The organism is Caenibius tardaugens NBRC 16725 (assembly GCF_003860345.1).
GTDB lineage: Bacteria > Pseudomonadota > Alphaproteobacteria > Sphingomonadales > Sphingomonadaceae > Caenibius > Caenibius tardaugens.
Map to the genome: position 1 here is coordinate 3,459,419 of NZ_CP034179.1, position 22,808 is coordinate 3,482,226.

The 22,808-nt window shown below is 59.8% G+C and carries 22 protein-coding genes; 16 read left to right on the forward strand and 6 right to left on the reverse strand.

Translation table 11 applies throughout. From position 1 onward, the window contains the following. Positions 1 to 98: 98 nt before the first annotated feature. The 3 genes from EGO55_RS16270 (at position 99) to EGO55_RS16280 (ending at position 3,130) form a co-directional block, all read left to right on the forward strand. Positions 99 to 1,010 carry a LysR substrate-binding domain-containing protein gene (locus EGO55_RS16270; RefSeq protein WP_040714577.1) on the forward strand — a complete coding sequence of 304 codons (912 nt, stop codon included), beginning with the start codon at positions 99 to 101 and terminating at the stop codon, positions 1,008 to 1,010. 106 nt (positions 1,011 to 1,116) lie between these two features. After that, a complete protein-coding gene (locus EGO55_RS16275) occupies positions 1,117 to 1,803 on the forward strand; it encodes an SDR family NAD(P)-dependent oxidoreductase (protein ID WP_021688313.1) in 687 nt (228 codons plus the stop codon). A 70-nt stretch (positions 1,804 to 1,873) separates the two neighbouring features. Continuing rightward, complete coding sequence (locus EGO55_RS16280; protein WP_021688312.1) at positions 1,874 to 3,130, forward strand: MFS transporter; 1,257 nt, start codon at positions 1,874 to 1,876, stop codon at positions 3,128 to 3,130. Between the two features lie 16 nt (positions 3,131 to 3,146). Here EGO55_RS16280 and EGO55_RS16285 read toward each other — a convergent pair whose 3' ends face one another. Continuing rightward, a complete protein-coding gene (locus tag EGO55_RS16285) occupies positions 3,147 to 3,656 on the reverse strand; it encodes a MarR family winged helix-turn-helix transcriptional regulator (protein WP_084619798.1) in 510 nt (169 codons plus the stop codon). Positions 3,657 to 3,829: 173 nt separating this feature from the next. Continuing rightward, positions 3,830 to 4,930: a Rieske 2Fe-2S domain-containing protein gene (locus EGO55_RS16290; RefSeq protein ID WP_040714575.1), complete on the reverse strand. Its 1,101-nt coding sequence runs from the start codon at positions 4,928 to 4,930 to the stop codon at positions 3,830 to 3,832. Between the two features lie 270 nt (positions 4,931 to 5,200). On the opposite strand from EGO55_RS16290, the gene EGO55_RS16295 reads away from it, so the two are divergent. The 9 genes from EGO55_RS16295 to EGO55_RS16335 all read left to right on the forward strand — a co-directional run bounded on the left by EGO55_RS16295 (position 5,201) and on the right by EGO55_RS16335 (position 14,875). Further along, positions 5,201 to 6,439 (forward strand): MFS transporter, encoded by a 1,239-nt coding sequence (locus tag EGO55_RS16295; protein WP_021688309.1) that lies wholly within the window; start codon positions 5,201 to 5,203, stop codon positions 6,437 to 6,439. A 141-nt stretch (positions 6,440 to 6,580) separates the two neighbouring features. Then, positions 6,581 to 7,156, forward strand: a complete 576-nt coding sequence (locus EGO55_RS16300; protein WP_021688308.1) for a TetR/AcrR family transcriptional regulator — start codon at positions 6,581 to 6,583, stop codon at positions 7,154 to 7,156. Positions 7,157 to 7,243: 87 nt separating this feature from the next. Continuing rightward, positions 7,244 to 8,119, forward strand: a complete 876-nt coding sequence (locus tag EGO55_RS16305; protein WP_021688307.1) for an amidohydrolase family protein — start codon at positions 7,244 to 7,246, stop codon at positions 8,117 to 8,119. A 12-nt stretch (positions 8,120 to 8,131) separates the two neighbouring features. Then, the gene (locus tag EGO55_RS16310) at positions 8,132 to 9,238 is read left to right on the forward strand and encodes a Rieske 2Fe-2S domain-containing protein (RefSeq protein ID WP_021688306.1); all 1,107 of its coding nucleotides are present in this window, start codon (positions 8,132 to 8,134) and stop codon (positions 9,236 to 9,238) included. Between the two features lie 8 nt (positions 9,239 to 9,246). After that, positions 9,247 to 10,368 carry an acyl-CoA dehydrogenase family protein gene (locus EGO55_RS16315; RefSeq protein WP_021688305.1) on the forward strand — a complete coding sequence of 374 codons (1,122 nt, stop codon included), beginning with the start codon at positions 9,247 to 9,249 and terminating at the stop codon, positions 10,366 to 10,368. A gap of 1 nt (position 10,369) precedes the next feature. Then, a complete protein-coding gene (locus EGO55_RS16320; protein ID WP_021688304.1) occupies positions 10,370 to 11,554 on the forward strand; it encodes an acyl-CoA dehydrogenase family protein in 1,185 nt (394 codons plus the stop codon). Between the two features lie 314 nt (positions 11,555 to 11,868). Next, the gene (locus tag EGO55_RS16325) at positions 11,869 to 13,542 is read left to right on the forward strand and encodes a class I adenylate-forming enzyme family protein (protein ID WP_040714573.1); all 1,674 of its coding nucleotides are present in this window, start codon (positions 11,869 to 11,871) and stop codon (positions 13,540 to 13,542) included. Beyond that, positions 13,542 to 14,015 carry a MaoC family dehydratase gene (locus EGO55_RS16330; RefSeq protein ID WP_021688302.1) on the forward strand — a complete coding sequence of 158 codons (474 nt, stop codon included), beginning with the start codon at positions 13,542 to 13,544 and terminating at the stop codon, positions 14,013 to 14,015. Before EGO55_RS16325 ends, EGO55_RS16330 begins: the two co-directional genes overlap by 1 nt. A gap of 8 nt (positions 14,016 to 14,023) precedes the next feature. Then, on the forward strand, positions 14,024 to 14,875 hold the full coding sequence (locus tag EGO55_RS16335) for an alpha/beta fold hydrolase (RefSeq protein ID WP_021688301.1): 852 nt from the start codon (positions 14,024 to 14,026) through the stop codon (positions 14,873 to 14,875). A gap of 53 nt (positions 14,876 to 14,928) precedes the next feature. Here EGO55_RS16335 and EGO55_RS16340 read toward each other — a convergent pair whose 3' ends face one another. The 3 genes from EGO55_RS16340 to EGO55_RS16350 form a co-directional block, all read right to left on the reverse strand. Next, entirely contained in the window at positions 14,929 to 15,300 is a 372-nt protein-coding gene (locus tag EGO55_RS16340) for a nuclear transport factor 2 family protein (protein WP_161566050.1), read from the reverse strand. A 20-nt stretch (positions 15,301 to 15,320) separates the two neighbouring features. Beyond that, the gene (locus EGO55_RS16345) at positions 15,321 to 16,220 is read right to left on the reverse strand and encodes a TIGR03619 family F420-dependent LLM class oxidoreductase (protein WP_021688299.1); all 900 of its coding nucleotides are present in this window, start codon (positions 16,218 to 16,220) and stop codon (positions 15,321 to 15,323) included. A gap of 94 nt (positions 16,221 to 16,314) precedes the next feature. Beyond that, positions 16,315 to 16,839, reverse strand: coding sequence for a glycine cleavage system transcriptional repressor (locus EGO55_RS16350; protein ID WP_021688298.1), 525 nt, complete (start codon positions 16,837 to 16,839; stop codon positions 16,315 to 16,317). 165 nt (positions 16,840 to 17,004) lie between these two features. On the opposite strand from EGO55_RS16350, the gene EGO55_RS16355 reads away from it, so the two are divergent. Together EGO55_RS16355 and EGO55_RS16360 are read left to right on the forward strand one after the other, a co-directional pair. Beyond that, positions 17,005 to 17,430 (forward strand): hypothetical protein, encoded by a 426-nt coding sequence (locus tag EGO55_RS16355; protein ID WP_021688297.1) that lies wholly within the window; start codon positions 17,005 to 17,007, stop codon positions 17,428 to 17,430. 19 nt (positions 17,431 to 17,449) lie between these two features. After that, entirely contained in the window at positions 17,450 to 17,887 is a 438-nt protein-coding gene (locus tag EGO55_RS16360; protein ID WP_021688296.1) for a nuclear transport factor 2 family protein, read from the forward strand. A 51-nt stretch (positions 17,888 to 17,938) separates the two neighbouring features. Here the strand turns inward: EGO55_RS16360 and EGO55_RS16365 are convergent, their stop codons facing one another. Next, complete coding sequence (locus tag EGO55_RS16365; protein WP_021688295.1) at positions 17,939 to 20,245, reverse strand: arylsulfatase; 2,307 nt, start codon at positions 20,243 to 20,245, stop codon at positions 17,939 to 17,941. 191 nt (positions 20,246 to 20,436) lie between these two features. Between EGO55_RS16365 and EGO55_RS21015 the strand changes: the two genes are divergently transcribed. Together EGO55_RS21015 and EGO55_RS21020 are read left to right on the forward strand one after the other, a co-directional pair. After that, positions 20,437 to 21,804 (forward strand): sulfatase-like hydrolase/transferase, encoded by a 1,368-nt coding sequence (locus EGO55_RS21015; RefSeq protein ID WP_210766552.1) that lies wholly within the window; start codon positions 20,437 to 20,439, stop codon positions 21,802 to 21,804. Next, positions 21,741 to 22,769: a hypothetical protein gene (locus EGO55_RS21020; protein ID WP_210766553.1), complete on the forward strand. Its 1,029-nt coding sequence runs from the start codon at positions 21,741 to 21,743 to the stop codon at positions 22,767 to 22,769. Before EGO55_RS21015 ends, EGO55_RS21020 begins: the two co-directional genes overlap by 64 nt. Positions 22,770 to 22,808: the final 39 nt, after the last annotated feature.

Below are 22,808 nucleotides of genomic sequence, written 5' to 3' on the forward strand. Positions count from 1 at the left end.
CCGACTATGCGTCGATGCCGGTCGTGGTGGAGAGGTATGATCGCAACGATCAATGCGAAAGATTGTTAAACTCGACGCAGCGTTCTATTAGAAGAACGATGATGGACCTTAACGATCTCTATTATTTCGTGCAGGTGGTGGACCATCAGGGGTTTGCGCCAGCGGGTCGTGCGCTGGGCGTGCCCAAGTCGAAACTCAGCCGCCGGGTCCAGCAACTCGAGGATCGCCTTGGCGTCCGCTTGCTGAACCGGTCTTCCCGGCGCTTTTCCATCACCGACATCGGCCGCGAATTCTATGACCGTTGTCGCGCCATGCTGGTGGAGGCGGAGGCGGCGGAACAGGTGGTCGCGCAAGTGCGGGCCGAACCTTCGGGCGTAATCAGGGTGAGTTGCCCAGTGGCCCTGATCCATTTTCAGTTCGGGGCGCTGTTTGCCCGGTTTCTTGCAGAAAACCCTGCCGTGGAATTGCATTTGGAGAGCACCAATCGGCAGGTCGATGTCATTGCCGAACGTTTCGACGTTGCGATCCGTGTCCGCTTCCCTCCGATCGAACCGAGCGATCTGGTCATGCGCAAGCTGGACACGAGCACGCAGTGCCTCGTTGCAAGTCCGACATTGGTGCGCGGCAGCCTGATGTCCCCCGCCGATCTCGCAGGTTTGCCCAGCCTCGATACGGGGCCGTCGCGGCAGGATCATCGGTGGGAACTGCATGCGGCGGAGGGGCAGAGCGTGGTCATTCCGCATCGCCCCCGGCTGGTCACCGACGATATGGCCGCGTTGCGTGACGCGGCGCTGCGGGGGGTGGGGGTCGTGCAATTGCCCACTCTGATGATCTGGGAAGATGTCGAAGCGGGCCGGCTGGTGCATGTCTTGCCCGCGTGGCGCCCGCGCCCGGGCGTTGTCCATGCGGTTTTCCCGTCGCGCCGGGGGCTGTTGCCCTCTGTCCGGGCACTGCTTGATTATCTTGCAGAAAGTTGTGAACGGCAACGTCGGCACGTGACAGTGGATTGATACCGTTTGTGGAATCGCGGCCCTTGTTCCGGATCAACTTCCCGCTAGCATTCCGGGGAATAGTCGGCAAAAGCGCTGGCGCAAACAGATGGGAAGAGGATTGAAAATGGCACGCAAGGTTGTGGTGACGGGTGGTTTCGGGGCGCTGGGGCGGGTCGTGGCGGATCGGTTCGCCAGCCAGGGTGACCGGGTTGCGCGCGTCGATTTCGCGCCCACCGCACCGGGCGGCAACGAAGGCGGCCTTGATTTTGCCGGGGTGGATCTGACCGATGCGACGGCATGCCGGGATCTCGTGGCAAAGCTTGAAGTGCAACTCGGTGGCATCGACGTGCTGGTCAATATTGCCGGTGGCTTCATTTGGGAAACGCTGGGCGAAGGCAGCATCGAAAACTGGAACCGGATGTTCACGATGAACGTCCTGACCGCTGCCACGATCACACAGGCGGCGCTTGCCCCGCTGAAAGCCAGCGCATCGGGCCGCATTGTGAACATTGGCGCGGGCGCCGCGGTAAAGGCGGAGATGGGGATGGGCTCTTATGCCTCGTCCAAGGCAGGCGTGCATCGCCTGACCGAAGCATTGGCTGCGGAACTGGCAGGCACCGGTGTGACCGTGAACGCCATTCTTCCCAGCATCATCGATACGCCCACCAATCGTGCCGATATGCCGGATGCCGATACCAGTGCCTGGGTGAAGCCGCAGGCGATTGCCGATGTGATTGCATTCCTCGCATCCGATCAGGCGCGGGCAATCACAGGGGCGCTTATTCCGGTGACTCGCGGCAGCGAAGGCTGAAGCGGGTGCCGGGTAGCCGGTCTTATTCCGTTGGCCTTGCCGGGTTGATTGCGCGCGGCAGGTCAGCGGCTTGACGTCCACCGAACACGGGCGCGACAGCGGCATCACGGGCCCGGGCAGGACACTGGGGCCATTCCGTTTTCCTGCTTTTCGTGCGATCTGGATCGCGAACCTGTTTTCCAACGTCGGATCGATGATCCAGTCGGTAGCGGCCGCATGGTTCATGACCGAATTGACGGATTCGCATCGCCTGATCGCACTGGTGCAGGCATCGACCACGCTGCCGATCCTGCTTTTCGGCGTTATCGCCGGGGCCATCGCGGACAATTTCGACCGGCGGCGCGTGATGTTGACAGCGCAGTTCGGCATGCTGTTGGCCTCAGGGTTGCTGGCGCTGCTCAGTTATGAGGCGATGGTCAACCCGGCCACGCTCCTCTTGCTCACGCTGGCGGTGGGTATCGGCACCGCGCTCAATTCGCCCGCATGGCAGGCATCGGTCCGTTCGCAGGTCGGACGTGAGGATTTGCCACAGGCGATCAGCCTCAACACGATTGCGTTCAATCTTGCGCGCAGCGTCGGTCCTGCGCTGGGCGGGCTGCTGATTTCCCTTTGGGATATCAGCCTGGCCTTTGCATTGAACGCGGTCAGCTACATCGCCCTGATTGTCGTCCTGTTGCGCTGGAAACCGGAAGTCGAACCGCCCGTGCGCGGGCCGATGTTCCGATCGATCAGGGCCGGGCTGGAATTCTGCATGCGCTCGCCGCCGGTTCGCCGGGTTTTGTTGCGCGGGGCGATTATCGGATTTGGGATGTCGGCCTATCAGGCCCTGTTACCGGCCGTGGTCCGCGATCAGCTGGGCAGTGGAGAAATCGGCTTCGGTCTGCTGCTGGGGGCGTTCGGGATCAGTTCCATTGTCAGCGCGCTCTTTGTCGGCAAGGCGATGCGCGGGTTGGGCAGTGAACTGGTGACCGGAGTGGGAACACTCACCTCTATCGGGGCCGCGGCGCTCCTTGCCATCAGTCATGGATTGGTGCCTGCCATGTTCGCCGCAGTGTTGGGGGGCATCGGCTGGGTGATGGTGCTGACCACATTGAACGTTGCGATGCAGGTGCGATCGCCCGATGCCATTCTCGGACGCTGTCTCGCGGTCTATCAGGCCATTACTTTCGGCGGGATGGCCATTGGTGCCTGGGTCTGGGGCGCAATTGCGGATTGGAGCGATCTGACCGTGTCCCTGCTGGCGGCGGCGGGCTGGCTTACGGTCTGGCTGGTGCTGTTGCGCATTTTTGTCCCTATGCCGCAACGCGGTGAGGGCGTGCACCACTGATCGCGTTACGCGATGATCAGCTTTCGACGTGCAGGGTGGCGTCGATGATATTGCCGATTACCCGGCGCGCGGCCCGCAGATCATCATCCGTGGAATCGCCCACAGCACTGCGCAACAGGGCGCTCAATTCAGGGACGATGGCATTGCGTGCCTGTGCCCCCGTGGCGGTCAGGCTGATCAGGGTTACCCGCCGGTCTTTCCCGGATATGACCCGCCGCACGAAACCTTTTCGGTGCAGACTGGACACAAGGCGGCTGGTTGCCGCAGGGTCCTTGTAACTGCGTTCAACCAGCTGCGTCTGAGGCAGCGGGCTTTCTTCATGCAGCAGGTTGAGGATCACGAATTCGCGCGCGGTGAGCGGCAGGCCTTGGCGCTCGATAATGGTATTCAGCGCCCGGGCGAGGCCATCCGCCGCCTTGCTGAGCTGAAATCCGAAAACGGATTTGTAGACCGTGAACGAGAACATCTCTTCCACATCAGGGGCGCACAGTGTTGTCGAAGGCCCGGATGATGGAAGTTTCGTCATGGCGCGTTTTCGCAAGTCCACCCGCGCAAGACAAGGAAGGGTGCCGAGGCAATCCGCAGATTTTTGTGCGAAAGCTGCGGCAGGGTGCGCAATCCCCGCCGCAGAACATGTTTTGCCGTGCTATTTACACAACCGATAGGCTGTCTGTGCGCGAGGTGTGGTCTGACAGGGTGTCAGACCGGCCATACTTCCGATTCCACGCCCGCTTCTTCCCGTCGATCGAGGGTGACTGTGCGGCCGTTTGCCCGTTTCTGCAGTTCGCTCGCCTTGTCGCGCGGGTTGTAAAACTGCCGGTACCATGTGCGCAGGCGCCCGTATGGGCCATCGGCTGGAAGCGCCATCGGATTGATGCAGTCCTGCTTGTGCGTCCAGATTTCCACGTCTTGCGCCAGCCCGGAAATGCCGATGGTGGCGAACTCCCGCGCGCCGGCGATCTCTTCCGGTGTCGGCGCGGTCGAGCCATCGTTCATCCTGACCATCATCCCGCTCCATATCCGTTCGAGCCCGTCCTCGATCGGGGTGCTCGCGATTAACCAGAAGCCGTGGTACTGGCCGACCATATCGGATTCCAGAATGCCGGGGCCGGTGCGCCAGGTGTCCAGCACCAGCATATTGTGCACGCCGCCTTCGATCGGTCTGCGGTGCCGCGTACCGAAATATTGATGGACGACATGATCCATGAATTCGTTGGCGAAATAGATGCATTCGGTTGAGCCGTGAACAGGCGCCATGTGGCCATAGTCGGCCATATTGTCGACGATTTCACAGCCATGGATGTCCAGATCGCCGAGATGCACCATTTCCCATTCGAGCCAGCCCGGCTCGCCATAGTGGTTGCCGAATGCGGGCAGGGGATAGTCGGGTTCCAGTCCTTCGGGATCGTGCCAGGTCCAGATCACACCGGAAAATTCCTTGACCGGAAAGGTTTTCAGGCAGGCGGTTTTCGGGATGAAATCGGAATAGGGGATGTTGTCGCACTGGCCGTTTTCATCGAAACGCCAGCCGTGGAACGGGCATCGAATCGATTCATTCTGCACATGTTCGCCATCCAGAACGATGTAGGATGTGCTGTTCTTCGCAAGATGGGCGCCCATATGCGGACAATAGGCCTCGACCAGATGTATCTTGCCGCTCTTGCCCCGGTAGAGCACCATGTCGGTTCCGAAAAAGCGCACGGGCACCGGTGTCTCGCCCACATCATTCGTACTGCCGATCATGAACCAGCCACGGGGAAAATCGAACGCGCCAAACCCGTATTGTCCCACATTCGCCATGTGATGCCTCTCCATCTGTTTTCCTTGTTATCGACAAGCATCTATTACAGATCGGGCCATAATCGAAGACCCAACCGGCAGCCCGGCTTTGAAAAGTCGCCATCACAATATTCGGAATGATCCGTTGCCGCCGGTGTTTGCGCGCTGTGCGTTGATCCTCACGCCACGGCTGTCCGCCTCTAATATCATGTATTTGCTGGTTGCCACGCTTGCCAAAGGCTGGGCGGCGTGTAGCCTCCTGCGCAAAGATACAACGGGAGAGACTGGTTTATGTACTATGGTTGGCGGCTCGTGGTGATTGCCGCGATAGCGAACATGTTGACAATGGGGGCAACGTACAGCGCCCTTGGTTTGTTCGTTATTCCAGTCTCTCAGGAATTCGGTTTGTCGCGGGCTGAAATGAACAGCGCGCTTATCCTGATGAATCTTGGCGGGGCTGCCTTCAGCCCGTTTCTGGGGCGGTTGCTGGATCGTATTTCGGCACGGCTGATCATGACCATCGGGGCCTTGCTGTTTGGCGCAAGCTTCCTGATCCTGGGTATTTCGCAATCGGTGACACTGGATGCGCTGGTGATCGCATTGCCGCTTGCCATCGCTGTTCCTTCGGCAGGGGCGTTGACCAGTTCGGTGCTGCTGGCCCGGTGGTTCGCCATCAATCGCGGGCGTGCCATGGTCCTGTCCGCGCTGGGCATGTCCGTTGGCAGCATTATCATGACGCCGGTCATCGGCTGGCTGCTGGAACAACAGGGGTGGCGCACCACCCTGATGATCACCGGCGTGATGTGCACCGTGATCCTGCTGGGGCTATCCACGGTCATTCGCGAACGGCCCGGTCCGGAAGATGTGGAACCGGGCGCGACGCCCGAAGTGCTTGCGCGCATGCAGACGATGATGGCCGGATCGGGCAATCCGATGACGATTGGCGAAATCCTGCGCATGCCCAATTTCTGGACGATTTGTCTCAGCTCATCGCTGGCGATGGGGCTGGCGCAATCGCTGTCCATCACGTTTGTCCCGCTGGCCATGGATCACGGGCTTTCGGTGATGGAGGCCACGAGCCTGATGTCGATTACAGGCATTTCGGCCATCGTAGGGATTCTTGCCCTGTCCGGCGTTGCCGACAAGATTGAGCGGAGCGTCATTCTGACGGCGTTCTACGTGCTGGGGGCGGTGTTGAACCTGCTGCTGCTGTTCGCTGACGGGTTTTTCATGCTGGCAGGATGCGCTGTGATGCTGGGCGTGGCTGCCGGTGCGATGGGTCCGGTGTTCTATGCCTTGGTCGCAGACCAGTTCGGTACGGCCTCCTTCGGCACGGTGCGCGGTTTGATGGCACCATTCCTCGCCATTTTCGGCGCGATACTGGTGCGGTTTGCTGGGGAGATTTTTGATCGTACAGGCCATTATGACCTGCTGTTCACAATCTACATTTTTGCGGAACTGGCCGCCGCCGCATTGATGTTCAGCACGCGCTTTTGCCGGCCAAAACCGGCTGTCGCAGCGTTCGCCTGATGCAGGGGCAGGGTGCAGGCTGCGGATGAGATCGCGGTCCTGTGCCTTGCAGGGGATGGAGTTTGTTTGGCATGCGGGATGCTCTTTTGCGATCTGGCCACACGCTGTTAAGGCAGTAGCCAGAAACAGGGATCGTGTTGCATGACCAAGACCGAAGCTCTTCCCCGCCGGGAATCCAACAAGGCGAAGAATCGCGCCGCCATTCTGGAAGCGGCGCTTGCGAAGTTCGGTGAAAAGTCGGTCAATACGACGACGATGGACGAGATTGCCGAACAGGCGAAGATTAGCCGTGCCACCCTGTTCAACTATTTCCCGAGCAAGGCCGATATCGTCGGTGCGATTATCGAACAGATGGACGATGGCTTTATCGCGCAGATGGATCGCTTCGCGGGGTTCGATCTGCCGGTTGGGCCCCGGGTGGAAGAGTTTTTCCGCGCCCATGCGCGCGATCTCGAAACGCGCTGGTGCAGGTTCCGGCCGATGGTCGGGATTACGGTGCAGGGCTGGGACGAAGAGGTGGGGGCCAAGCGTATTCAACGCTTGAACGCGGCTTTCATGCGTCTGGTCCACGATGCGCCGGAAGGCGAACGACTGGCCTTGGCGGAAGTGCTTACCGGGACATATGTTGGTATTGTGCATAACTGGCGATACGAGTCGGGTTATGCGCTGGAAGACAGGCTTGCTGCGGCGGCGAGATTGGTCACAAAATCTTTATAACAATCTGAAATTAAAAGATAATTACCGCCTTGCAATCCTGGTGAAAAAATATAGACTTAAGTCTAAATTTTAAGTGGGAGAGTGCTGATGGGTTTGCCGAAGGATATTGGCGTAATCGATACCATGCTGGGTATCCCGACCCGGGAAGACCGGGCTGACTGGTATACCTTCTTTCGCCCTCTGCTGCGCGACAAGGAAAGCCTGCAGGCTTTCGAAATGCCAGCGCAGTATATGTTCAAGGGCGTGCCCGATATTGGCGACCATGACGACTACATTGGCTGGACCGTCGAGCAGATGGACAAGCACAATATCCAGCAGGCGATGATCGGGCTGGATGATCGCTGGACCGAATCCGCGATCGCAGCGAAAAAGCGTTTCCCCGATCGTTTCTTCTTCGATGCGCCGATCGATCCCAATGGCGGGATGGATGAAGTGCGCCGGATCAAGAAGCTGCACAAGGAATACGACCTCAAGGCCGTCAGCGTGTTCCCTTCGGGCACTTATCCGCAGGTTGCGATCGATCACAAATACATGTTCCCGATCTACGCGGCCTGCGTGGAAATGGACATCCCGATCATGATCAACGTGGGTGTTCCGGGGCCGCGTATCCCCATGGCCCCGCAGAGGACCGAACTTCTGGATGAAGTGTGCTGGTTCTTCCCCGATCTGAAGATCGTGATGCGCCACGGTTCGGAACCGTGGGACGATCTGGCGGTGAAGCTCATGCTCAAGTGGCCGAACCTCTACTATTCGACCAGCGCCTTTGCGCCGAAGCACTTGCCGAAATCGATCATCAATTTCGCCAATACCCGCGGTGCCGACAAGATTATCTATGCTGGTTATTTCCCGATGGGTCTCAGTCTCGACCGTATTTTCAGCGAACTTGAACAATTGCCGCTGAAGGACGACGTGTGGCCTAAATTCCTGCGCGACAATGCACGCCGCGTGTTCAAGCTCGACTAAGGAGTGCCGGAGATGAATGCACAAGTTTCAGACGCACGCACAGCACCTGTCGCAACCTGGCAGATCGTTGGTGCGATGAGCCCCGAAGAACGCGCTGCATGGCGCCTTGCTGATATCCAGAACGGGGTCAGCGCGGCCGAACGCGGTGTGGACAAGATCCCTTATGCCGTGGGCTGGTATGTCGCATGTTATTCCGACGAGATCGCCATTGGTGAAGTGAAGCCGTTGCGTGCGTTCGGCAAGGAACTTGCGATGTGGCGCGGCGAAGACGGCAAGGTCCGCATTATCGATGCCTATTGCAAGCATCTCGGCGCGCATATGGCCTATGGCGGCAAAGTGCATGGCAACATGCTGGAATGCCCGTTCCACGCATGGCGTTATGACGATGAGGGATCGGTCAAGGAAATCCCTTACGCCCGCGTCATTCCGCCGCAGGCAAAACGCCCGTGCGGCGGGTGGCCGACCGAAGAAGGCAGCGGCTTCGTGTGGTTCTGGTATCATCCGAACGGCGAAGCGCCGCAGTGGGATCGCATCGATTTCGCTGAGGTTGGCAGCCCGGAATATACCGCATTCGATCGCTACGAATGGGTGGTGCACGCACCGCTGCAGTTTTTGGCGGAAAACTCCGCTGACGTTGCGCACTTCCTCTATGTTCACGGCACGGCCAACCTGCCAGACGCAGAAGTGAAATTCGACGGCATCAACCGCACAGGTCTGGTGAAGGCCAAGATGGGTACCCCCAAGGGTGAGATCGATGGCCGCATCACCAATGCCAACGTTGGTCCGGGTCAGGCATGGACGCGTTTCAGCGGTATTTCGGAAACGCTGCTGATCGCCGGGATGACCCCGATCGATAATGACAAGGTGCGTGTGCGCTTTGCCTTTACCCAGCCCAAGGAACAGGCCGAAGGCCCGATGGCCGGTCTTGCCCGTGCGCTGATCCGCGACATCATCAAGCAGTTCGATCAGGACAAGGTGGTATGGGACCGCCAGCGGTTTGTCGAACGCGCGCTGATTTGCGACGGCGATGGCCCGATCGCCGATTTCCGCCGCTGGTATTACCAGTTCTATGTCGAATGGAATGGCGGCAACGGTCCGCAGGCACTGGCTGCAGAGTAACACCCTTTATGCAATTTACATTCAACGAAGAGGAGACGCTCCTTCAGGAAAGCGTCTCCGGCTTCCTCGCATCGCATGGCAGCTCGGCTGCCGTGCGTTCTGCTATGGATAGCGAACTCGGCTACGATCCGGTGCTCTGGCGCGCGATTGTCAGCGAAATGGGCATGGGCGGCATTGCCTTTCCCGCGCGCCTCGGCGGTGCGGAAATGGGGCATGTCGGCCTTGTTATCGCGATGATGGAAATGGGGCGGGTGCTTCTGCCGTCGCCCTATTTCTCCAGCATCGCACTGGCTGCGCAGGCCATTCTCAATGCCGGAACCGAAGCGCAGCAGGATGCGCTCCTGCCTGCGATCATCACGGGTGACACGATTGCGACGCTGGCATGGCGCGGGGTGGAACGGACCCCCGCCATTGCGGTGCGGATCGGTCAGGACGGCACGCTGAACGGTGAAGCGGGTTTTGTGCCTTATGCACATGTCTCCGGCCTTCTGGTCGTGGCGGCGAAAGCAGACGACGGGAAAACGGTGCTGGCTGCAATCCCGGCGGACAGCGCAGGCGTGACCATTGAACGGCATGTCTCCATGGACCTGACCCGGCCGTTGTCCACTGTGCGTTTCGCTGGTGTGGCAGTGGCACAGGATCAGATTCTTGGTGGTGCTGGTGATGCGGCAGCAGCATTGGAGCGGACACTGGACCTTGCCCGTATCGCACTGGCTGCGGAGAATGCAGGCGGTGCTGAAGGCGTGCTCGACATGACAGTGGCCTATACCAAGGATCGCGTGCAGTTCGGTCGCCCGATTGGCAGCTTCCAGGCGCTCAAGCATCGCATGGCCGATATGATGGTCGAAGTCGAAACGGCCAAGACCGGCGCCTACTATGCAGCCTGTGTGGTTGATGAAGGATCGGACGAACTGGCGGAAGCGGCGGCCATCGCCAATTCCTACAGTGCGGACGCCTTCATGGGGGCAGCGGGCAATGCCATCCAGTTGCATGGCGGGATCGGCTTTACCTGGGAATACGATGCGCACCTGTTCTTCAAGCGGGCGCGGGCCAACGCCATTCTGCTGGGTGACCCGTCGTCGCAGCGCGTGCGGATTGCCGACATGATCGGCGTGGATAAGGTGGCGTAAGATGCGGACAGAATTTACTCCCGAACAGGAAGCATTCCGCCGCGAAGTCGCCGAATGGCTCGAGGAACAGCTTTCGGGGCCGTTCGCGGCGATCCGCAATCTGAGCAGCATGAGCGGCGAGATTTCCAAGCGTCTCGAATGGGAAAAGGCTCTCGGCAAGGCCGGTTACAGCGCGATTGCGTGGCCTAAGGAATATGGTGGTCGCAGCGCAACGATCGCCGAACAGGTGATCTTTGCAGAGGAATACGCGCGCGCAGGTGCGCCCGGCCGGATTGGCCACCTCGGGGTGACCATGGCCGGGCCGACCTTCATCTACTTCGGCACGGAAGAGCAGAAGCAGCAGTTCCTGCCGCCTATTCTCAGCGGTGACGTGCTGTGGGCGCAGGGCTTCTCGGAACCCAATGCCGGGTCTGACCTTTCGAACATCCGCACCAAGGCGCGCCTTGAAGAGGGGCCGAACGGTCCGGAATGGGTGATCGAAGGGCAGAAAATCTGGACCAGTCTGGCCCAGTATGCCCAGTGGATTTTCGTGCTGGCACGAACGGAAGAAGGCAGCCAGGGTTCGAAGGGGATTTCCTTCCTGCTGGTGCCGATCGACCAGCCCGGCGTGGAACTGCGCCCGATCAAGCAGATGACGGGTGGTGCAGAGTTCAACGAGACTTTCTTCGATGGCGCGCGCACGGCGGCTGCCAATATCGTTGGCAAGCCGGGTGAAGGCTGGAAGGTCGCGATGGGTCTGCTCTCTCATGAACGTGGGGCATCTTCGCTGGGTATCCAGATGAGCTTCCAGACCGAGTTGCAGAAGGTCATCGATGCCGCCAACGCCAATGGGGCTGCGCAGGACCCCCTGATCCGTGACCGGATTGCCCGGGCGCACTCGGGGCTGAAGCTTATGCGGTACAATGCGCTGCGCACCCTGTCGAAGGGCGACAACGAAATGCTCTCGCGCGAAGCCTTCATCCACAAAATCTACTGGGGCACCTGGCACAAGAAGCTGGGGGAACTGGCGATGGATGTGGTGGGCGCACCGGGGCTTATCGCCCCGACGCAAGACTATGCCTTCGACGATCTGGCGAACATCTACCTCTACACGCGGTCGGAAACGATCCATGGGGGGACGAACCAGATTCAGCGCAATATCATTTCTGAGCGGGGGCTGGGATTGCCGCGCGAACCGCGAGGCTGATTTCTTGCCTTCCGGAGGGTTCCGGCCCTTCGGGTCATTCGGATGCCGGGCATTTTTGCGCAGGAGTGGCAACCCTGCGCGGGAATGTGTGGGAAATAGGGCCATTGTTGGCGCAAGTCATGCCATTCCATGACTTGCGCTAACGTCATTTGCGCTCCTATCTTCCAATCTGGCGGGCCTTTCAGGGCCTGCCGAAAAATAGTCCTCCGATAGAAGTGGACGATTGGGGTGTACCCCCACCTTGGGATTGTTGGTCTGCAACAGTCTGAATTTGAGCAATGTTCTGTGCCGCCGGGCATAAAGAGGAGAGTATTTTGACCGCGCAGATCGATCCACGCGCACCCAGCCTTTCTGGCCCGGGCGAGCCATTTGAAATTGTTGAGCAAATGGTGAACGGGCGTTTGATGCGCGTATTCGCGCGAACAAACGGCACCTTGTCCATGCTCTTTTCCATGATGCCCGCTCTGGGCGATGTGGACTTTGTCGTCGATGGCGACAGACGTATTTCCTACGCCGCATTTCATGCGCAGGCCGGGGCGATTGCTGCCGGTTTCGCTGCACAGTACGATCTCAAGCCGGGCGATCGTGTGGCATTGGCCATGCACAACAGCCCGGAATGGATGTATGCGTTTACGGCCCTGTCCGCCTTGGGCACGGTGCCCGCGCTGATCAACAGCCGCGGTTCCGGTGAAGAAATGCGGTATTGCACGGAAGATGTCGGTGCATCGCTGGTGGTCGCTGATGCGCGCCGGGCCGAAGCGCTGGCGCAGGCCGGATACGAAGGCCCGGTTGTGGTGTTCGATGAAGCCGCTTTCGATGCCATGGCGCACGAATATGCGGGCAAACCCCTTCCGCAAAACACGGCGGATGCAGACGATGCCTGCTGCATCCTGTTTACATCGGGGACCACCGGGCGACCCAAGGGGGCAATTATCAGTCACCGGGCGATGTTGACCGGAGTGTTCATGGCGCAACATGCCGGCGCACGCTTTGCCGCACGTGTGGCGGCGCAGATGGGCATCGATGTGCAGACTTTCATGGCGGCCCGCCCGCGAAGCGCGGTCTTCCTGATTTTCCCGCTGTTCCACGTCAGCGGCTGCCAGCAGATTTTCCTCGGCGTGCTGGCGCGGGGTGGGAAGATCGTCTTCCATCGTCGCTGGAACCCGGCGGAAGCCCTTCGGTTGATCGAGCAGGAAAAAATCACCGAATTCACCGGCCCGCCGATGACCCTGTGGGATGTTCTGAATGAACCGACCCGGGCAGAGCGTGATCTTTCGTCATTGGGGTCGATTGCCAGCGGTGGACAGGCCCTGCCTATCAACCTTCTGAACGAACTGCGTAAGGCATTTCCCAACCGCATCTTCGGCGGGGGGTACGGGATGACCGAAACATCCGGTTCCGTCAGTCTCGCCATGGGCGAACTGTTCACCAACCGTCCGGAATGCTCCGGAGTCATGCACGATCTGGCCGACATGCGGGTGGTCGATGATGACGGCAATCCCTTGCCCGCAGGCGAAGTGGGCGAAATCAGCGTACGTGGTCCGATGCTGATGTCGGGTTACTGGGGCAAGCCCGAAGAAACCGCCAAGACGATGGATGTCGATGGCTGGCTGCGTACCGGCGATATCGGGGTTGTGGATGAGAGCGGTTATGTCGCCATTGTCGATCGCAAGACCAACATGGTCATTTGCAAGGGCGAGAACATCTATTGCGCCGAAATCGAACGGGTAATTTCCGACCATGCCGATGTCGCGGATGTTGCCGCGTTCGGCATACTCGACGATCGGGTGGGCGAACGCCTGGCCGTGGCGGTTGTCGCACAACCGGGCAAGTCGCTGACGGAAGATCAGGTGCGCCAGCAGGTGCGCGATCATCTGGCGGAATACAAGGTTCCGACCGATGTCTTCCTGCGCGAAGATCCACTCCCGCGGAACGCAACCGGCAAGGTTGACCGTCAGGTTCTCCGTCGCGAACTCGGGCTGATCTGATGACGGGAAACGGGGGAGCGCGAGCGTTTATCGCGGAACAGGCAGGGCGCAGCTTCGCATCGGACTGGGTGACGATCGATCAGGAGATGATCAATCGCTTTGCCGAGGCAACGCGCGATTTTGAATTTATTCACATCGATCCCGAACGTGCCGCCGAAACTTTTCTGGGTGGCACGATTGCCCATGGCTTCCTTGTCCTTTCGCTGCTCCCGCATTTGCGGGATCAGGCGCATCTTCCCATCCCGCCGGGTGTAACGGTTGGCCTGAATTACGGATTGGACAAGGTGCGGTTCACCGCACCGGTCCGCTCTGGCAAGGCAGTGCGCGGGGTGTTCACGATTGTCGATACCGTGGAACGGCAGCGTAACCAGTTCCAGCAGGTTCTCGATATTGTGATCGAACAGGAAGGCGAGGATCGGCCTGCAATGATCGCGCGCTGGCTGGTGCATTTCACGATTGCTGAAGGGGCCTGAGCACGATCATGCTGGAAAAGGTCAGGCTGGCGGGGGCAGGCGTAGAACTGGCGGCGGATGTTGGCGGTCCGGAACAGGGCGTACCGGTAATCATGCTGCACGGGGTGGGGCAGACCCGTCATTCGTGGGGCACGGCGGCGGCCCGTTTGGCCGGTTCCGGCTATCGGGTGACATCCTTCGATCTGCGTGGTCACGGCGAAAGCGACTGGTCTCCGGATAGCGAATATGGCTTTGAACGGTTCATTGGCGATCTTGCCGCAGTGCAGGCCCTGCAAAGCCGTCCTGCCTTTCTGGTCGGTGCGTCCATGGGTGGTTTGACGTCGCTGCTCGGGGTGGCGGAGGGGGGCATCGCTGCCGCCGGGTTGGTGCTCGTGGATATCGCCCCGCGCCTGGAAGAAGCCGGCGCATCACATATCACCAGTTTCATGCGCGGGAATGCTGATGGCTTTGCCAGCGTGGAGGAGGCTGCTGATGCCGTTGCGGCCTACCGCCCGGATCGTCCACGCCCGCGTGATCCCAGCGGCCTGATGAAAAACCTGCGTCTGGCGGACGATGGCCGATATTACTGGCATTGGGACCCGGCGATCATGCAGCACAGACGCTCGCCCGAAGGCTGGCAATTGTTGCTGGAAAGGTTCCACAAGGCCGCCGCCACGCTCACGATACCGACCGCACTGGTGCGCGGCGGGTTAAGCAATGTCGTTAGCGCCGAAGGGGCCGAAGAATTCGGCGCACTGGTGCCCCATGCCGAAATCGTGACGATCGACAAGGCGGATCATATGGTGGCTGGGGATCGCAACGATCGTTTTGCGGATGCGGTTATCGCGTTTCTTGATCGGCACGCATCACTGGCCGGTTAGGATGCGAAAGGCGCGGACAGGCATGGTCTGCCATATCCGCGCCTTGCATCACATCAGTTCCAGAAGGACCGCAGCGAAGCCACTTTCCCGTTGGGTGACATCTTGTAGATGTTGATCAGCTTGTTTTCGTTCACCGTGCCATCGTTCATTGTGAACTTCATCGTGACGAAACATGCCGCTTCGTTGCCGCATGCGGCCATGTGGTGCACTTCGAAGTCCATGGCGGACTGCGAACTGCTGAACATGTCGTAGAAGCGGCCAATCGCTTCCTTGCCCTGCTGTCCGGTGCCTTCCTTGTCCCACATTTCGTGGCCGCCGACGGGATCTTCCACCACGGCGTTATCTTCGAACAGCGCAAGCCAGCCTTCCCGGTCGCGCGCCTTTACCGCGCTCATGGACTTGATGGGGAGATCTGCCGGTTTCATCATTCGTTCCTTTCAGGCTGTCAGGTGTGTTTGGCAATAACGCGATCGGCATAGCGGCTGATGGCGTCCTTCTTGACCGATAGGCGGGTGATGTCGGCCCCTTCGGGCAGGAAGGCTTCGACTTCCCACGGGGTCGGGAACCAGGGGATGGCCGCCGTATCGCCAATTCCGCCTTCTTCAAGGCGTGTGCGGGCGCTTTCCGTCAGTGGTTCTATCAGAGAGACGCAGGGGCGGAAATCATCCACTGTGCGGCCCATGTCGCGGCGCATATCGTGCATGCGCGCCACGATGGCGAGATTGTCGTCTACCGTGCCGGGCAGGCCGAGCCACCCATCATTCGCCGCCGCGCGGCGCAGCGCCGGGCCAGCCTTGCCACCCACCCACACGGGCACCGGTTCAGGCGGAACGGGGCGCAGGATCACGGAATCGAACTGGAAGAATTCGCCTTCGTGGCTGAAGGTTTCGCCTGCCCACAAACGTCGGCACACCGCCAGAATTTCATCCAGACGACGGCCGCGGCTGGCAAAGTCCACACCCGCCGCATCGTATTCTTCTTTCAGCCAGCCTGCGGAGACCCCGCAGACCACGCGCCCGCCCGAAAATGCGGCTGTGGTCGAAACCGCGCGCGCCACCGTGAAAGGATCGCGTAAGGCCGCGAGATAGATGTTCGTGGCAAGATGAATGTGTTTCGTTTCTGCGCCGAGCAGCGCCAGCGTGATCCACGGGTCGGGCCAGGGGGCTTCCAGCGGCCAGAACAGCTTGCCATCGGCGGTGTAGGGGTAAGGCGTTTCGATATTCGCCGGCATGATGAGGTGATCGGCATAGGTGACACCGTAAAACCCACATTCTTCGGCATGTTTGGCCAGTTCGACGAGTTGGTCCAGTTCGGACACAGCCATCATGGATAGCCAGAAACGCATAAAACCTCTCCTTTGCGTAGAGCTCTAGTGGGCAACGTCAGGCAGGCCAAGCCTGAAAGGGAAGGAATTGTCCAAATACAGAATTGTGCCCGATTTATCCCTCAGGCGGGGTGAAGGTGAAATCGACCATGATTTCACCGGAAATCGCTTCGAGCGCGGATTGTACGTCCTCACCCGATGTCCGTGGCGGAACGATCACCAGGGCATTCATCCGAAACAGCATTTCGCCTGACCATGCGCTGTTTTCGGTGCCGGTTGAAAACTCCTCGATATTGACGCCGAGGTTGGCAAGAACCGCCGTCACTTCACGCACGATACCGGGGCGGTCCTGCCCGACCAGTTCGATCCACAGCGGTTGGCCTTGTGTAGCGGGGTCTTCCCCGGCCGGAACGATGGAGACGCGCAAGCCTGTGGCATCGACCGCGCGAATATGGCGTTCCAATACGGGCAGGTTTTCCGGGTCGAGTGCGACAAGTACCGATCCTACGTAGGTTCCGCCAAGCCGGCTAAGATGGCTTTCGAGCCAGTTTCCGCCCGCTGCCAGCACCGCGTCGGCAAGCGCCTGCGTCAGGCCTGGGCGGTCGCTTCCGGCAACGGAGAGGATAATCTGCGATGTCATAGGTCTCTCCCGTCATGCCTTGTTAGACAGGGCTAATGGCTGCGGTTGCGGCGTCAATCATAATCCGAACAAAACGGATCGTTGCGGGTTTTGTTGTCGCGGTGTCATGGTATGGCCCTGACATGTCCGCATTGTGAAACAGGCGGATAGATGGGAGATAGGGAAATGAAGGCATCGATCGCGAAACTCGTATCGATTGGCGTCGCGCATGCGGAAATTGAAGCGACACAAGACCTCGAAGGTCTTCTGGCGACAATGGAGGGGGAACCGGTTTACGAGTTCTATCCGCTGGGCAAGCGTTTCCAGGGGATGGATACCACCCGCCGGTATTACGAACATTTCATGGCGAATGTGCAGCCGCGGATCCGGGGTGCCGAAATGCATAGCGAAGGGATCGGCGAGGCTGGCCTGGTGCAGGAATATTCGGTCACGGTGCAGCATGATGGCGAAGCGCAACCCACAGTGCACCGGATCATGGCGATTCTTACGTTTGGCGATACCGCGCTTACCGGCGAACGGATGTATTCGGATGAAAAATTCTTTCGCATGCTGACCGGACCGATCTGGGACGAACTCGAGCCCATCAGTTGAACGGAGGAGGTGCGAAGACATGCAGGAACAGTTTGAAAACTTGCTCGCGGTGCGGGCTATCGAGCAGAACATTATCGCGATTGCGCGGGCCATGGACAGTCACGACTGGGACGCCATTCATGCGATTACCGCAGAAGATGTGGTTGCCGATATGGGGACCGGTCGGCTGGAAGGGCCGCACGCCATCACCGATCTCATGCGTCACTATCTTGAACGTTGCGGCACGACCCAGCATCTGATCGGAAACATTGTGGTCGATGTTTCCGGCGAGGTGGCAACCAGTCGTGCCTATGTGCATGACAGCCATCTGCCGCCGGACAATTCCAGCGAAGTCTACTTTACTCTGGGGGATTACCACGATCGCTGGGAAAAACGCGGCGGACGCTGGCTGATGGTTGAACGGATCAAGCACAACCGGGCCAATGTGGGTTCCTTGAACAAGGTGTTCGGGTTGTAGGAGAAATCCGCTGCGGCAGGTGCGGGAAAGCACCTGCCGCAGCGCAGTGTGTCAGCGCAGTTCGATCGTCACCTGGTCGATCTTGCCATCGGCATAAGGGTAACCCAGTGGCGCCCCGGCGGGATACTTGCCGCCCGCCGATCCGGTGTCGAGACCGACATCAAACGTTTCGTTGATCGAGAAATAGGCCAGCGGCGATGCGGGGACCGTATCACTGGCGACCGGCTGGCCATTGACCGACAGGGTCAGCTTGCCGCCCTTGCCATAGCCCTTGCCGTCATAGTCGAAATCCACACGAAGCTTGTTGGCGCCCGGTGCGAGCGGGGCACCCTTCAGGTCCACGGTCTTCAGATCGAAAACGCGATAGGTGAAGGTGGGGCGGCGTTCCGCGTCGAGATAAAGCGACCATCCGCCCGCAGTGCCGCCGATTGTCGCGATAACGCCACGGGTGTTGTCGCTCGTCGTGACATCCGACAGCAGCGACCACGAACGGTTGTTCATGTGTGGCACGGCCTTTTCGGGCACGCTGACGGTGCCTTCATGATAGGTTGCGCGCGTCACCCCTTTTGCGAGATCGGGCAAGTTGTTGATGAACTGCTGTTCCTTGAGCGGCAGCACCTGGTTGGCAGCGGCCTCTTTCATGAACAGGGCTTTCAGTTCATCCACCTTTTCAGGATACTTTGCCGCCAGATTGACGGACTGCGAGAAATCCTTGCGCAGATCGTAGAGCTCCCACGTATCCTCTTCGAACGGCTTTTTCACCGTATCGAAACCGGCAGTCCAGGGCAGGCGCGAATGGAACGCCGAGGCCATCCAGCCATCGTGATAGATCGCGCGATGGCCGAATACCTCGAAATACTGGGTGGTGTGGCGTTCGGGCGCCTTGGCATCGTTGAAGCTGTAGACCAGGCTGGTCCCGTTCATCGGCTTCTGGGCAATGCCGTTCACGACTTTGGGGGCTTCGATGCCCACAGCTTCGAGAATGGTCGGCGTGATATCGTTCACGTGGCCAAATTGCGAGCGTACACCACCCGGTGTCTTGATCTTGTCGGGCCAGGTCAGGACCATAGCGTTGCGGGTGCCGCCCAGATGGGATGCTACGGTCTTGGTCCACTGGAACGGCGCGTTGGTCGCCCAGGCCCAGGCGGAGTTGACATGGGCGTAGGCATCAGCCGTTCCGATCCGGTCGATCCCGGCAAACTTGCCTTCTTCGGGTTCCGGAACGCCCTGAAGCTGTCCCATGTAATTGAGGCTGCCCTGTAGCCCACCTTCGGCGCTCGCCCCGTTGTCGCCCACGATGTAAACGAACAGGGTATTGTTGAACTGGCCACTGTCCTTCAGGGACTGGACCAGCCGGTTCATCTGATCGTCCGTATGCGCGAGGAATGCGACATAGGCTTCCATCTGGCGTGATGCGAAAGTCTTCTGCTGCGGGGTCAGGCTGTCCCATGCAGGCAGGCCATCGGGGCGGGGGGTCAGTTTGGCATCGGCCGGGATCACGCCCAGCCGTTTCTGGCGGGCAAAGATCTCTTCACGCAACTTGTCCCAGCCCTGATTGAATTTGCCGTGATAACGGTCGACGTATTCTTTCGGCACCTGGATCGGCGCGTGAATTCCTCCGGTCGCCAGATAGAGGAAGAAGGGCTTGTCCGGCGTTACCGATTTCTGCGCGTGCATCCACTTGATGGACTGATCGACGAGATCGTCGGTCAGATGATAATTGTCCCCCGCCGGGCGCATGATCGGGGTCGTGCCATCGTAGAGGGTGGGTTCGAACTGGTCGGTCTCGCCACCTTGAAAACCATAGAACTTTTCAAAGCCTTCGCCCGTGGGCCAGCGGTCGAACGGTCCGCTTTGCGACACTTCCCAATCGGGTGTCTGGTGCCATTTGCCGAACATGGCCGTGCTGTAGCCGTTCTGCCGGAGGATTTCGGCGATCGTAGCCGTATCCTTCGCGTGGAAACCGGAATAGCCGGGGCGTTCATCCGCCACGTTCATCACGGCGCCAATCCCCGTCGCATGCGGATTACGTCCGCTGAGCAGCGAGGCGCGGGTGGGGGAGCATATGGCGGTCGTATGGAAGCGATTGTAACGCAGACCTTCTTTGGCCAGCCGGTCAAGCGCGGGGGTTGCTGCCGGGCCCCCAAAGGTTGCACTGGCGCCGAAGCCCACGTCATCGAGCAGGATCAGCACCACGTTGGGGGCGCCAGCGGGAGCTTGCCGCTGATACTGCACGGGGGGCGCGGCGGGCGTATCAGCCTGCGCCAGCGCGGGCGATGCCGTGCCCAATGTGATGGCCCCTAACGAAGCCGCCAGTGCCAGTCGGCCGACTGTGTTGCGAATCTTACCGATGCTCATCCCCGAAACCCCTCTCGCGCAAAAATGCGGCACTTGTTTGGTACGAGACTATACAGTACTGAAGGCATGTGAATCCGCAAGCGAAAATGCTTTCGGAACAAGGGTGGTGCGCGAACGTCGATGCCACTGTCAGGGAGCGGGATCAGACTATGGTGCATATTGGGAAGCGCGGCTTTCGATCGATTCTGACGATGACCGCAGCTATTTTTGCTTGCGGCGGGGCGGGGGCGGCGATCGCAGGGCAGGCGCCGACTGGTCCTTCGCTGCCGTCCGAGGCCAAGCCTTTTGCGGGCAAGATCGGGCAGACTTATCTGGATTCGACTGCGGACTTTCCGGTCCAGCGTAAGGCGCCGACAGGGGCGCCCAATATTCTTCTCGTCTTGACCGACGACGTCGGGCTTGGTGCGGCGAGCACGTTTGGCGGCCCGGTGCCAACCCCCAATCTCGACCGGCTGGCTGCGCGGGGCCTGATCTATAACCGGTTCCATACGACAGCGATGTGTTCACCAACGCGCGCATCGCTTCTGACCGGGCGTAATCATCATGCGGTCGCCAATGGCATCGTGGCGAACCTGACGACCGGCTTTCCGGGCTACAATAACGTGATGCCCAAAAGCGCGGCAACCATTGCCGAAATCCTGCGGCAGAACGGCTACAATACAGCCATGTTCGGCAAGCATCACAATGCGCCTGAAGATCATGTCTCCCCACAGGGGCCGTTCGATCTTTGGCCGACGGGGCTGGGGTTCGAGTATTTTTACGGTTTCATGGCGGCCGAAACGAACCAGTTCACCCCGGCGCTCTATCGCGGCAATGCGCCGATCCCGACGTTGAAGGACGGGCAATTGCTGGACAATGCGCTGGCGAATGAAACGATCAACTGGATTCACAATCAGCAGGCCGTCGATCCGGCCAAGCCATTCTTTGCCTATCTTGCAACCGGTTCGGCCCATGCGCCGTTGCAGGCCCCGCCCGAATGGATCGCGCGTTTCAAGGGCAAGTTCGACAATGGATGGGATCAGGTCCGAACCGACACCGTTGCCCGGCAAAAGCGTGCGGGCATTCTGCCCCAAAGCGCCACAGTTACGCCAAGGCCGGACGGGATTCCCGCCTGGTCGGCCATGTCCGATGCACAACGGCGCATCACCGCGCGTACGATGGAAGTCTATGCCGCGATGCTGGCCTATCAGGACGATCAGTTCGGGCGGATTATCGATGAACTCGATCGTATGGGCGAAAGCGGCAATACGCTGGTGATCTTTATCGAGGGCGATAATGGGGCGGCGGCGGAAGGCGGGCCGTTGGGAAGTATGAACCCGATGTCGAACTTCGCGAACGGTACGGATGAAACCGAGCAGCGCCTGCTTGACGGCATCGATACATTCGGCGGGCCCGATGCCGTTGCCAATTATGCGAATGGCTGGGCCTGGGCGATGAGCGCGCCGAACCCTTATGTGAAACAGTACGCCTCGCATCTGGGGGCGTGCGCAACGGCATGGTCGTGTCGTGGCCCGAACGCATTCAGGGTGGCGGTATACGCAGCCAGTTTGGTCACATAACGGATATCGTGCCGACTTTGCTTGAGGCTGTGGGGATCGAGGCACCGGCTTCAGTCAACGGGGTGGCCCAGCAGCCCATCGATGGCGTCAGTCTGGCCTACAGTTTCAAGGACAGCAAGGCGCCGGAACGGCATCGCACCCAGTATTTCGAAATGATGGGCAATCGCGGCATCTATCACGATGGCTGGTGGGCAGGCACCACGCCCAAGCGCATTCCCTGGGGGCAGGGGGCTCCGTACGCGGGGAATCCGATGGACTACAAATGGGAACTCTACGATCTCAGGAGCGATCCGGCGCAATCGCGCGATCTTGCGGCCAAAAACCCCGAAAAACTCGCTGAAATGCAGGCGATCTTTGATCAGGAAGCGAAACGCAACAACGTCTATCCTCTCGACGACCGGATGGATCTTTCGCGCTTTGCCGCAGCATCGGCCCAGCATCCGACGCGTGATCGCTATACTTATTGGGGCAGCAATATTTCCATCCCGTTCCTCAAGGCTGCGCCGCTGCTGGCACGATCATTCACGCTCGCGGCCGATGTCGAACTGCCGGACAACAACGCCAATGGCACTGTTGTGGCCATGGGCAGCAAGTTTGGCGGATGGAGCTTCCATCTGGTGAACGGCAGGCCCGTTGCCTATATGGCGGCGAGCCAGCTTCCGGGCGATCAATCTGCCGTTGCCGCAGCCTTGGCCTTGCCGGGCGGCAAGGTCCATCTGGAATATGAATTCCGGTATGATGGTGGGCGCAATGCCGGGGGTGAAATGATCATCCGTGCCAACGGTGCAGAAATCGGGCGTGGCAAGATTGCACGTACTATCTCGAAACCGCCTGAAATGACGGATACCTTCGATGTGGGCTTCGACGCGGACACGCCGGTTGTGGAAGGCGCGGCAAGCCAGCCCTTCAGCGGACGGATCGACAAGGTCGAAGTCATTCTCGCCAAACAGGAACAGGGGAAGTAGGAGCTTCGCCTGGCCCGGGGTGGATGCCCCGGGCGGCCA